General features: G+C 33.5%; 11 protein-coding genes. 5 read left to right on the top strand and 6 right to left on the bottom strand.

What is annotated here, in order from left to right; genetic code table 11:
• Positions 1-153: 153 nt before the first annotated feature.
• Positions 154-1,119: an arsenic resistance protein gene (locus ACKI3D_RS06250; RefSeq protein WP_407393000.1), complete on the top strand. Its 966-nt coding sequence runs from the start codon at positions 154-156 to the stop codon at positions 1,117-1,119.
• Here ACKI3D_RS06250 and ACKI3D_RS06245 read toward each other — a convergent pair.
• Positions 1,116-1,817 carry a metal-dependent hydrolase gene (locus ACKI3D_RS06245; RefSeq protein WP_407392998.1) on the bottom strand — a complete coding sequence of 234 codons (702 nt, stop codon included), beginning with the start codon at positions 1,815-1,817 and terminating at the stop codon, positions 1,116-1,118. The genes ACKI3D_RS06250 and ACKI3D_RS06245 overlap by 4 nt on opposite strands.
• A gap of 71 nt (positions 1,818-1,888) precedes the next feature.
• Positions 1,889-2,590, bottom strand: a complete 702-nt coding sequence (locus ACKI3D_RS06240; protein ID WP_407392996.1) for a succinylglutamate desuccinylase/aspartoacylase family protein — start codon at positions 2,588-2,590, stop codon at positions 1,889-1,891.
• Between the two features lie 83 nt (positions 2,591-2,673).
• Between ACKI3D_RS06240 and ACKI3D_RS06235 the strand changes: the two genes are divergently transcribed.
• Together ACKI3D_RS06235 and ACKI3D_RS06230 are read left to right on the top strand one after the other, a co-directional pair.
• A complete protein-coding gene (locus tag ACKI3D_RS06235; RefSeq protein ID WP_407392994.1) occupies positions 2,674-4,596 on the top strand; it encodes an IGHMBP2 family helicase in 1,923 nt (640 codons plus the stop codon).
• A gap of 254 nt (positions 4,597-4,850) precedes the next feature.
• Positions 4,851-6,029 (top strand): argininosuccinate synthase, encoded by a 1,179-nt coding sequence (locus ACKI3D_RS06230; protein WP_407392992.1) that lies wholly within the window; start codon positions 4,851-4,853, stop codon positions 6,027-6,029.
• Between the two features lie 19 nt (positions 6,030-6,048).
• Here ACKI3D_RS06230 and ACKI3D_RS06225 read toward each other — a convergent pair whose 3' ends face one another.
• Complete coding sequence (locus ACKI3D_RS06225; protein WP_407392990.1) at positions 6,049-7,686, bottom strand: helicase C-terminal domain-containing protein; 1,638 nt, start codon at positions 7,684-7,686, stop codon at positions 6,049-6,051.
• Positions 7,687-7,806: 120 nt separating this feature from the next.
• Between ACKI3D_RS06225 and ACKI3D_RS06220 the strand changes: the two genes are divergently transcribed.
• Positions 7,807-8,535, top strand: a complete 729-nt coding sequence (locus ACKI3D_RS06220; protein ID WP_407392988.1) for an NAD-dependent protein deacylase — start codon at positions 7,807-7,809, stop codon at positions 8,533-8,535.
• Here ACKI3D_RS06220 and sfsA read toward each other — a convergent pair.
• A complete protein-coding gene (gene sfsA / locus ACKI3D_RS06215; protein WP_407392986.1) occupies positions 8,482-9,225 on the bottom strand; it encodes a DNA/RNA nuclease SfsA in 744 nt (247 codons plus the stop codon). The two genes, ACKI3D_RS06220 and sfsA, sit on opposite strands and share 54 nt — an antisense overlap.
• On the bottom strand, positions 9,212-10,753 hold the full coding sequence (locus tag ACKI3D_RS06210; protein WP_407392984.1) for an NAD(P)H-hydrate dehydratase: 1,542 nt from the start codon (positions 10,751-10,753) through the stop codon (positions 9,212-9,214). The genes sfsA and ACKI3D_RS06210 overlap by 14 nt, the downstream gene beginning before the upstream one ends.
• A gap of 72 nt (positions 10,754-10,825) precedes the next feature.
• Here ACKI3D_RS06210 and ACKI3D_RS06205 point away from each other — a divergent pair, with 72 nt between their 5' ends.
• Entirely contained in the window at positions 10,826-11,959 is a 1,134-nt protein-coding gene (locus tag ACKI3D_RS06205) for an NAD-binding protein (RefSeq protein WP_407392982.1), read from the top strand.
• Between the two features lie 21 nt (positions 11,960-11,980).
• Here ACKI3D_RS06205 and fhcD read toward each other — a convergent pair whose 3' ends face one another.
• Positions 11,981-12,871, bottom strand: coding sequence for a formylmethanofuran--tetrahydromethanopterin N-formyltransferase (fhcD, locus tag ACKI3D_RS06200; protein ID WP_407392980.1), 891 nt, complete (start codon positions 12,869-12,871; stop codon positions 11,981-11,983).
• Between the last annotated feature and the right edge of the window lie 138 nt (positions 12,872-13,009).

The raw sequence follows: 13,009 nt of genomic DNA, 5'->3' as shown, positions 1-13,009 counted from the left end.
AATTTTCAAAAAAAATTGAATGAACATTTAATGATGCTTAATCAAAAAAATAAGATAAAATAAAAGAATAAAGAAAAATTAAACAAATTTGTCGATGAAACAAAATATTAAATATGATAATTTATAAATTTAGTCATGCCTAAAAGTGAGACTATGAATTTAATAGAAAAGATAGAACCAATAATAATATTCTCAGCAATAATTATCGGACTAATATTGAGCAATATCCAGATTATCGCAGAAAACTCTAGTCATTTAATAAATATCTTCTTATGCTTAATGCTTTATGGATTATTCCTTGAAGTTCCGCTTAAAGAACTTAAGCATAGTTTTAAAAACATTAAATTCACATCAACCAGTCTGATAATCAATTTCATATGGACGCCATTATTCGGCTATTTCCTAGGCTCAATATTCTTCAAAGGAAATCTTGATGTTCTAATCGGATTCTTCATGTTAATATTAACTCCTTGTACCGACTGGTACTTAGTATTTACCAAACTTGCAAAAGGAGATGTCAATTTAAGTTTATCCATTTTGCCAATTAATCTAGTCCTACAAATAGTACTGCTCCCAATTTATCTAATACTATTTTTCTCAAGTGGAAACACTATTGATTACTCACAACTTCTCTATTCACTTTTAATCGTTATTGTAATCCCATTTATTATGGCGCAAATCACCAAACTAATCCTAAATGAGGATTTGAAAGAAAAAGCAACTAATTTATTCACTTCACTGGAGATTTGCTTTTTATCGCTGGCAGTATTATGCATATTCGCAAGTCAAGGAAAATTATTATTTGACAATCTAAACTCAGTAATTACAATATTTATTCCATTAATCATTTTCTTCATCGTTAATGTTATAATAGACTTGTTAATTTCAGAAAAAATTCATTTTACCTATCAGGAATATGCAAGCCTAACCATGACCACACTAGCTAGAAATTCACCGTTGGCTCTAGCAATAGCCATAAACTCATTTCCAGGACATGAACTAATCTCAATAGCCCTTGTAATCGGACCATTAATTGAATTGCCCATACTTTACATTGCGTCTAAATTCACATTATGGGTTAAAAATTCTGGACTGTTCTTTAGCTGCAGATTTTTTTAAAGGGCATATTGTTCAAATAATTGAAACAATATGGGAATATGAATTATCAATGCCATTACAATCAGTAAAAACACCATACTTCTTCCAAAATTCTTATAAACCTTTTTTTGAGAGATAGGGGCAAAAATCTTAATTCCTGCTGGAGTGAAAGAATCAAGAACGATGTGTGAAAAGACTCCTAAAAATAGGCTTAAAACTATTTCAATATATGAAAAATTTCCATTCGGCAGTAAAAACAAGCTGACAAAGAATACTGGTAAGAATATCATTAAGACATTACGATTTAAGAATAAAAAGCTTAAAAGAGCTATCATAACTGCCATTACCAAATAATGATTTTCCAGGGCAGTTACTGAAGTAATCAGTTGAAATCCCCATATCAGGATTAAGGAAACTGCAGACGATAATGTCAAAACGCCGAAAATTGAATGGGTAAAACTTCTGTGTTCTGAAAAATAAAAAGTTACACCTAAAAAAATAATGATTAAACCAATATAATAAGGTAATCTAAGGATATATAGTGAAATAAACACTATCAATCCCAAAATAATCATCTTATAGACATTCTCTTTTTTGAATTTATGATCAAAGTCAGGAATATTTGCACCTATAAGGGTTAAAGCAATTAGTAGAGGACTATGAAAAAACATCAATGAAAGAACGAATGCAAATATCGAATGCCCTTTATAAGAAGACAATTAAATCACCTTACGTATTAATTATTAATGTATTATTAAAAATAAGTTATCCGAGAGCATTTGTCAAGTAATCAAATTCCAAAATAAGCCAAAAAACTCTTCATTTGAGAAAATGACTTCTCAACAGTTCCTCTAGCGACATTAGCAAAAGGGCATAATACTTCACAAGTAACGGCAGGAATCCCCTTTAAGTTAGAAACATCTTCAATTGCGCCTTTATAGGAAGCCCCTGCAAAATCAAATGAAATCACTTCAGAGCCAACATCCCGTGAAATATAATTTGCAATCAAAAAACTTTCCGGACTTGGAGATTTTGATGAAAAAATAGATTCAAACCCGGGATTTGAATTATAGGCAGTTGAATGAAAATCTCCAACAAAATCAATTTCTTCCTCTTCAATCATCTGAATAATTAAATTGCTTAAGGAATCCTTGATATGAGCAGACCTGTTTAAATCCATTGAATTGAATGTCCTTTCATTATTCATGGTCGATTTTGGAGATGCGAAAGGTATAAAAAATAGTGTATGATTCAAATCCTTATCAATTAACTCATTTAACAATTTTATGGATGCAATTTGAGGAGGAAGCTCATTTCCATGAATTCCGGACAATATTAATATTTTACTCCCCCTATTCCCCAGTTTAAACACAGGAGTTCCAAAAATAGACTTTTCCAATATGAATTGAGTCAATTTGTTTAATTCTAAATGATTTAAAATATTTTTGTTTTTTGAAACATAGCCCCTTGAAAAATCTGTGATATAAGCCATTTCCAAATTCTCAAATTGCTCAATTTTTTCAAAATGCATAATTAATTATAGATAAACGCTCTTATTTAAAATTAGGGATTAAATTGAAAAAATATATTAAAAACTTAATCAGGCTCATAAACTATGAAAGAGATGCTGAAATTGAGCTGATGACTTATGAAATAAGCACGATGTCCGGTCAGAAAAGAGAAGAATTAGGCAGGGCCATCAACAAAGTAAAAGGAAAAAGATTAGGAAAGGAATTGGGTCTTGAGATAGTTCAGTTTGGAAGGTCGGAGAAAATTGAAACGGAAATAAGCGTTGGAGATATGGTTTTAATAAGTACCGATAATCCCTTAAGAAGTGATTTGACCGGAACCGTTACGGAAAAAGGTGCAAAATTCATTAAAGTCGCATTTGACAAACGAATCCCCAAATGGGCTTTGAAAAAGAAGGTCCGACTTGATTTATATGCAAATGATGTAACATTTAGAAGAATGGAAGACAACCTGAAGCATTTAAGTTTGAAAGGGAAAAATGCTCTTGAATACATTCTAAATCAAAGGGATCCTAAGAAGAACAGGCCGACACCATATATCAGCTACATTGACCAGTCCCTCAATGATTCACAGAAATCAGCCATTGAAAATGCATTATCATGTGAAAATTTCCATCTGATTCACGGTCCCTTCGGAACAGGAAAAACCCGGACCTTGGTTGAGCTGATTTCACAGGAAACAAGGCAAAATCATAAAGTTTTGGCTACAGCAGAAAGCAATGCTGCAGTAGACAATATTTTAGAAAGACTGATGGAAAATAAAAAGTTGAACTTGACTCGGCTGGGACATCCTCAAAGAGTTTCAAAACACAACATTACACAAACTTTAGCTTATAAAGTTGAAAACCATGACTTAAACAGGAAAATTAAAAAACTTCACAAAAAGATTGATAGATTAATCGAAAAAAGAAGTGTGCACACAAAGCCGACACCACAATACCGCAGAGGATTTGGAGATTATGATATTTTATACCACGCTTCTAAAGGCAAAGGGGGACGTGGAATAAGTGCTGAAAAGATGAAGTCAATGGCAAAATGGATTGAAATTAATCAGGAAATCGATGAAGCTCATGACGAAATAAAAAGAATTGAAAACAGAATGATTCGTGACATTATTGAAAAAAGTAATGTTATCCTTGCTACAAATTCATCAGCCGCTCTTGAAGCGATAGCAAGGGTGAAGTTTGATGTCGCCATTATTGATGAAGCTTCACAAGCCACAATTCCAAGTGTTTTAATCCCAATTGCAAAAGCCAATAGGTTTATTCTTGCAGGCGATCACAAACAGCTTCCTCCAACAATAATCAGCGATAAGGCCGGAGCTTTAGAGAAAACCTTATTCGAAGAGTTAATTAGAATGTATCCTTATAAATCACAGCTATTAAATGTTCAATATAGGATGAACAGTCTGTTAATGGAGTTTCCAAACAAAGAATTCTACAACAATAGCTTAAAAAGCGATTCAAGTGTTGATGACATTACAATTAATGACATATTAAATTCCGACTATGAAGAAGAAGCATTGCTCTTCATCGATACTTCAAATATTGATGATTATGGAGAATCCCATTTGAAAGATTCAAAATCCATTATAAATAAGATTGAAGCAGATATTGCTGTTGATTTGGCCAATAGCTACTTAAGTGCAGGCCTTAGTGAAGAAGATATTGGAATAATCAGTCCTTATGCAGACCAGGTTAAAATCATTCAAGATAAAACGCCTGTTGAGGTAAAAACCGTTGATGGATTTCAGGGAAGAGAAAAGGAAATCATTATAATTTCAACCGTAAGAAGTAATGATAACGAAAATATTGGATTTCTAAAGGATTTGAGAAGATTAAATGTTGCAATAACAAGGGCAAAACGAAAATTAATCATCATAGGACATAAGGATACTCTAATAAGCAATCCAACATATGCCAGATTAATCGAATTTGTTGAAAAAGAAAACTTGCTGATAAAAATTTAGGCATGCCTAAACTTTATATACTATGAAAAACAATATCATAAACAAGGCAAAAAAGTGTTCATAATACTTTTTTCCTCCAAACTCTTAATTAGGGAAATTCATTTTAAAACCCATATAACTTTTCAACCTCAATTATAGCCCTCAATTAAGAGTTTTTCTTCTGCCAACTATTTTTAAAAATTATAAATACTATTAAAAATAAAAATATTTAATGAAATCTTATTCTTATTTAAATTATATTACGGTGATTAATTATGGCTGATAAAGTAGTTTTAGCATTCAGTGGTGGATTAGACACCTCTGTTTGTGTTAAATTATTAGAAGAAAAGTACGATGTAGAAGTAATTACTGCATGTGTAGATGTAGGACAAGGTGAAGAAGAAATGGAAAAAGCAAAAACCATGGCTTCTAAAATTGGTGGATTAAAACACTACAACATCGACGCTAAAGAAGAATTTGCAAACGAATACATCGCACGTGGAATTAAGGCAAATGCAGAATATGAAGGATATCCATTAAGTACTGCACTTGCAAGACCATTGATTGCTCAAAAAATCATTGAAGTGGCTGAAAAAGAAGGAGCAACCGCTATTGCACATGGTTGTACTGGAAAAGGAAACGACCAGTTCAGATTCGAAGCAGTGATTCTTGCAATGTCCGATTTAGACATCATTGCACCAATCAGAGAAATGAACTTAACAAGAACCGAAGAAAAAGCATATGCAGAATCTAAAGGAATTGAATTAAGCTATGATAAAATTTACAGTATTGATGAAAACCTCTGGGGAAGAGCAATTGAAGGAGATGTCTTAGAAGACCCTGCAAACGAACCTCCAGAAGACATTTACGAATGGACCAAATCCTGGGAAGATGCAAACGATGAACCTGAAAAAGTATCCATTGAATTCGAAGAAGGTATTCCAGTAGCAATTAACGGTGAAATGATGCCTTTAGTTGAATTGATTGAAAAAGCAAATGAAATTGCCGGAAACAATGCTATCGGTAGAGTAGATACCATTGAAAACAGGATGATTGGTCTTAAAAGCAGAGAAATCTATGAAACCCCAGGTGCAAAATTATTGATTGCAGCTCACGAAGCCTTAGAAGAATTAGTTTTAACAACTGACGAACTAAGATTTGCTGAATATATGTCAACTTTATATGCTGATTTGGTTTACAGAGCACTCTGGCAAGAACCATTAAGAGAAGACCTTGACCAAGCGATTGATAAGATGCAAGAAAGAGTTAGTGGAGAAGTTGTGATGAAACTCTTTAAAGGTTCAATCCAACCGATTGTAAGAAAATCTCCATTCAGCTTACACAGCATTGAACAAATTACATTTGAAGATAAAGAAACCGAACAAAGTGAAGTTGAAGGTATGATTAAATACCACGGTCTTCAAGCAGCAAACTTCCAAAAATTAAACAGATAGCTTTAACGCTATCTCTTACCTATTTTTTTATTGCTTCAATGAAATACTCATTGAAAAATTGTTTATTGAAATCAAATAAATCTACAAAACTAGAATCTAGAATATACATAACACAATAATCATCCTTATCTCTAATACCTCTGCCATAGGCCTGCATTAAAGCCATTACCGCTTGATAATAGAACCATTTAGGATCCAATTCTTTTCTATAATTTACTTGTTCATTCAATTGAGGGTAAGGAACCTTAAACATGATTTGAAATCTACATAAATCTCCTTTGAAATCAACACCGTCTTTGATTGAAGCACCGATGAGAATGAGATTTTCTTCAGATTCACTGAATTCTTTTAAAATAGCATTCCTATTTTCACCGCCGACGAACATGAAAGGATAACCTTCTAATTGATCAATAATCCAAAATGCCTGTTCATTGCTTGAAGTATGAATAACTCCTTTTTCATTTTTATGCCTGTCCAATAACTCCCTAATTTTAGCAATGGCTTTTGGATTTTTCCACTTTGGAACTTTCCCTCTAGAACCACTTAATCTGCCTACGAATTCCGGATAAATTGGCCTTTTAGAAACATCGAATGGACTTTTCTCATAAATATAAAAAGTATCCTCAGGATTGATGTTATTCCATTCGCAGAACTTGTCTTTATCTCCCAAAGTTCCTGTTAAAAATAGTCTAATATTTCCTAACTTCAATAAATTTTGAGTTTCTTCAACAACGGAAAATGGCTTGAATTCAGCTGAAATGTCCATGTCATTATCTAAAATAGAGGATGCTTCCGGCAAATCAATGATGAAATCATTAGCTGATAAACCTAAACTGATTTCTGCAAAAGATTTCATGTCCTGCTCTAAATTTTGTTTTTCTACATAATCAAAATTAGAATATTTTGAAGGGTCACTTTCAAATTCATCTAAAGTCACTTGGACTGTCTTGTTAGCATCACCCTCGATTTTTTTAATTCTTTTCTTGCACTCCGCAATCAAATCATCACATAGTCTAATCCAATAACTTGAATCCCTTTTTAATTTATTTATTGAATTGGTGCCATACATTATTGGTTCAAATATATCAATACCGAATTTTGTTGATATATATTCCCTATTTAAATCTAGGGAAGAGAGCATCAACATTTTACGTTCTAAATTATGAGCTTCATCCAAAATTAATAGTTCACGAGGATCCAACATTGGATTGACAACCCCCGCATAGAAAAAATAATCATAATTAGTAATTACATTTTCAGCTTCCTGTGCCTTTTTAAGAGCCATTTGATACTCACAATCACCACATTTTCTTAAATTATACTCAGCTTTGATGCAAAAATCACAGCTGCCTTTATAATTGCATTTATAATTCCCACGGCCTTTTATCTCAACAAGCATATCCCCAAAATCGTCTAAATACTGTTCTTGAAGTTGTTTAGTCATTGTCAAAATGTATGAATCCTCATACATATTGGCCAAAGTTGTAGCAATTGCACTTTTTCCAATACCTGTTCCCGCTTCAAGAATAATATTTTTATAACCTTCACCGATTGCCCAGTTGATTTTATTAATGAGTTTTATTTGACTATTGCGAGGATTATGTCCTTTAAGCGACCAATAAATCATCCAATTTAAATTTGAATTATTATTTTCCATTTTAATCCTCACCATGTTAATAACAATTTGATAATAATCAATTTATTAAATATTATATTTAAAAGTTTATTTTTAAAATTTAGGAAAAAATTAATATTCAATAATGATATAAATAGAATTATGTCTAAAATTAATGAATTACAAGAAATTATAGACTCTTCAGACAATATCGTATTTTTTGGAGGGGCAGGCGTTTCAACAGAAAGTGGAATACCTGACTTTAGGTCTGAAAGCGGAATCTTTAAAAGTTTAGAAAAATACGGAGACACCCCAGAAAACTTAGTTTCCCATAGCTATTACCTAGACCACACTGAAGAATTTTTTAATTATTATAAGGACAATCTTGTTTTTAAAGATGCAAAACCTAATCCCGCACATTTAAAACTTGCCGAGCTGGAAAAAGCGGGAAAATTAAAGGCTGTGATAACTCAAAACATTGATGGGCTTCACCAAAAGGCAGGAAGCAAAAACGTTTTTGAACTTCATGGAAGTATCCATAGAAACTATTGTCAAATCTGCAATAAGGAATATGGCCTAGATTATATCTTAGAAAGTGAGACAATTCCAAGATGCGAATGTGGAGGCATTGTAAAGCCAGACGTTGTATTATACGAAGAACCATTGAACAACGCCATTTTAAATTTTTCAGTCGATTACATTTCCCGGGCTGAAACATTAATCATTGGTGGAACATCACTTGTGGTTTATCCTGCTGCAGGATTGATTAACTACTTTAACGGGAAAAATTTAGTATTGATTAACAAAAGTGAAACTCCTTATGACAATCTCGCAACTTTAGTCATCAACGATGCCATCGGGGAGACTTTGAGCCAAATCAAAGTCGAGTGATTCGGGAATTAATTCTATTCCATCCAACTGATTGTCACATTTGTAGACTAATATCTCGACACCTGCATCATATGCTTCATTAAGAGTTTTGCTGAAATTAGGGTCATTTTCCCAGTTTGGTCTGAAGGAATCACCGGCTGGATGCTGAATGAGGAAAAATACTACGCATCTATTTCCTTCATTTTTAAGTTTAATTAGCTCTTTTAGGTGTTTTGCTCCCCTTTCTGTTGGAGCGTCGGGAAATCTTGCTTCCCCATCAACAATAAGCGTTACACCCTTTACCTCTACATAGCATGGTTCAATTAAAAAGTTCATTCCACAACAATCGTCTTCTTCATTGGCCAAGTATATATCTATTCTTGAGTTTCCGACGGTTTTTTCTCTTTGATGATAATCATAGCCTGCAAGTTCTTTTATTTTACCGTCGACAATTGCATCATATACTATACTGTTAGCTTGCTGTGAGTAAAGTGACACTAACACATTTTTGTTTTCGACAAAACGAAGAGAATATTTTGTTTTCCTATTTGGATTGTCTGATGGTTCAAGCCAAACAACCGCACCATCAACCAAAAGCTCTTTGCATCTTCCAGTATTAGGAACATGTGCTATTTCAAGCTCGCCATCAACTTCAACTTCTGCAATGAATCTATTAGGACGATTTTTAAAAATTCCCTTAACATAATCCATTTTTAATCACACTACCAATGTAGGAAACCAAATCTGTTGCTGAAAATCCATTACCTTTGACTTTAAATGCTTCATCCCCTGCAAGACCATTGATGAAAACGGCTAAACATGCAGAGTCAAATGTGCCTAATCCCTGTGCCAGCAAACTAGTGGCTATTCCTGAAAGTGCATCTCCAGTTCCACCAACAGTCATGCCTGCATTTCCAGTTTTATTTATTCTAAATTTGGTACCAGATAAAATTAAATCATATTGCCCTTTAACAATGACTGAACCCTTAATTTGGCGGGCAATCTGTTGGAATTGAGTGATGTTTTCATCAACTTTCTTAAAGTCATATGAATCAATATCCAACTTCAAATCATTTTCAACATTGAAGAATGATTTAAACTCAAAAATATGAGGAGTCAATATAATATCTTCACGATTTTTGATTAATGACAAATCAACTTGTTTTAAACCGTCAGCATCAATGACGATTGGCTTTTTAATTTTTGCAGCTAGAACATTGAATAACTTAGAAGTTTCCTCATCAATCCCAGCCCCCGGGCCAATCAATATTGCATCAACATTTTGCGAAAGCTTTACAATTTCATCAGCATGTCTTAAAGATAATTTGTCTCCATCAAGAGAGGTTACAATCAAATCCGGAGATGTTGATTTGATGGCTTCGGCCGCCTTTTCGGGAGCCGTTACATAGACCAAATCCGCACCAGCACCAATTGCAGCCATTCCTGCAATGGCCGGAGCTCCTGAATAGTCTTTACTTCCGCCGACAATGAGCAAACGTCCATTATTTCCTTTATGTGATTTAACATCCCTATTTTTCAATCTTAAGAAGTCCCCATAATTAACAAAATATTCTGCTTCAAATGGAATTCCTATATCCGCAGTCACTAACCCTCCAACAACCTCTTCATCAGCTTGGCGAACTCCAGTTTTGATTTTGTGAAAACTTATGGTATAATCAGGAATAACGGCCAAATCATCGACATTGCCAGTTAATGGATCCATTCCTGAAGGAACATCAACACTTATCTTGATTCCTTTAGATTCATTGATGACTTCAATCGCACGTCTGACATTAGTCTGCAATTTTCCTTTGATTCCAGTTCCTAAAAGCCCATCTATAATGATAAATTCAGAGTCGTTGCTTTTTGCTACTTCTGAGTTGTTAATGTCATCTAAAGTTTTCAGATTAAAGATATTCAAACGGGAAAGACGTGGCTTCATATTTAACAAAATATCCAAATTTGTTTTAGCATCACGAGAGCGAATGTTTTCCTTTAACATGTAAATATCAACATCATAACCTCTATTAAGCAAGTAGCGTGCTGCAACAAATCCATCACCGCCATTTCCCCCAGAACCAGTAAAAATCACAACTTTAACTGGTTTGGAAAAGGTATAAACTGCGATTTTACCGGCCTCTTCAGCCAGAGATTTACCTGCTGATTCCATCAAACATAGTCTTGATAATCCTAAATATTCACAATTATAATCCGTAACCATCATATCAATAGGGTTCAAAAAATCACCTTTAAATTAAAATATGAGTATAGAGTATAAATATAATTATCTTAAATTAAAGGAAAATAAGCCATGAGAAAACTAACATTAAGAATTTTGAAAACATTGCCTACAAAATATATTGCAAGTGGACTGATCTTGATAATCATCCTGTTTATTTATGGAATTGTAGGTTCTTATTTTATAATGGGTTTAAATCTTATTGATTCAATTTATTATGCAACAATTACCATGGCGACTGTGGGTTATGGAGATTATACACCGCATACTGGAATTCAAAAGATATTTGCAACTACATTAGCTATTGGAGGAGTTGCACTGCTTGCATACGTATTTAATATGATGTTAACTACTTTTCAAGAAAGAATGAATGAATTTTCAAAAGGAGCGAGAAAATTGAAAGTGATTGAAAATATGGAAGATTATTATATTCTTTGCGGATTTGGAAGAGTTGGACAAGTTGTTTTTAACGAATTAAACCAAAGAAATCAAAACATAATCATAATAGATAAAGATGAAGACGTTTGTGAAAAAATAGAAGAAACAGATAATGTCGTCGTGCTTAATAAAGATGCAACTGAAGATGATGGTTTAATTGCAAAACTGGCCGGAGACAAATGTAGAAGCGTCATTTTATGTGCTGGAGATGATGTGATTAACTTATTTATTGTATTGACAATTAGAGAGACCAATCCTGATGCCTGGATTGTAACTAGGTCAAGTAAGCTAGAAAATATAAAAAGGCTTAGAAAAGCAGGAGCCGATAAAATTATTTCTCCGGAAGTAATCGGTGGAAAGGATCTGTATTTTGAATCAACAAGGCCTCACTTATTAAAGATTACAGTAAAACATAGCTCTTATGAGATATTGGACGAATTTAAAATTATCACCAAACATGGATGTACATTGGAAAATATTGAATATCACCTTCCAGGTATCGAAACACCACTGACACGCCAAATTAAAACTATGGATCTTTCAGACGGACAGAGATTTGTAAATCACTTAAGCACACATGATGACCAAAGAAATGCATTGGATAATCTATATAAAACCGTTAATGATGTCCATTCCCACTTAATCGCAGGGCCTGATAGGGCAACATTTGACAAATTAGTAAAGGATTTAGAAGAAATTGAAGAAATAATCGGCATTAATTTAACAAATAAAGAAATAGCTAAAATAACTGAAAAAGAAATAAAATAAGAAAAAAGAGAGTAAAACTCTCTAGAATAACTCTTGTAAGTTAATGATGTAAGCACCTAATTTACCGTCGAAGTTACCTGCTGAAATTTCAAGTACGCCGTCGACTGAACAAGCTGCTACAATACCAGCTTTCATAGCTGCTTTAACTGATTCTTCGTCTACACCATCAATAACGATTTCAAATACACCGTCAGCATCATCTCTGATGTCAGAGTCTACTTCACCTTTTAAGGTTACGCACATTTTTTCGTTAGTGGATGCATTCAAGAATTTGGAATATTTGTTGGATCCTACTTTGGAACCAGATGCAACCATACCGCCAGGGAATGGGGTGATAACACCTTTAACATTTCTGATTGCTGCAACAGCTAATTCTGCAGCTTTAACACCAGTAATTTGGTCTTTTGCTAAGATAAAGAAGTTTCCTCCAGCTACACCATCTTTGTATCCGAATTCAGATTCAACTATGAAGTCCCCGGACATAATTGGAATGGAGTGTACTTTTCTTCCATCAATGCAACATTCTTTTTCAAATCCGTCACCGAAGAATTTTAATTTGTTACCAGTTTTTAAAGTTTCTTCTGCGTCGAGTAAGTTAAATGCTGCTGCGGTAGGAGCAGTTAAGACACACATACCGATTCTTTCCATTAATTCATGGTCAAGTGCCTTTTTACTACCTTGACAAATCATAATTGCATAACCTGGTCTTCCGTCAGGTGTACATTCAGCTGGTACAAAACAATCAATACCTGCTTCAGCAGGACATCCAATAACAGAAGTTCCGTAACCGGTTGCTTCAGTAGCTGCAATTTTTGCTAATTTTGCAGTTGCTGCAGTAACTAAAATTCTAGTTACTTTGATTCCGAATCCTTCTGCATAAGTATCTTTAATTTCTACGCCATTAATTTCCATGATTTCACCAAAATTAATATGCAAAAAATAACATTTTTGCTATAATGAAATTTATGATTATAAATTAAAATAAAGTTTTCTATTTTATCTTAATAGTGAAAGAATACCCCGACCTCTTTAAGGTCGGGGATGAATTTC

Origin of the sequence: Methanobrevibacter sp., from assembly GCF_045586545.1 — an archaeon.
Classification (GTDB): domain Archaea; phylum Methanobacteriota; class Methanobacteria; order Methanobacteriales; family Methanobacteriaceae; genus Methanocatella.
Note: the sequence above shows the minus strand (reverse complement) of the source record. Positions and strands in the feature narration are given on the sequence as shown.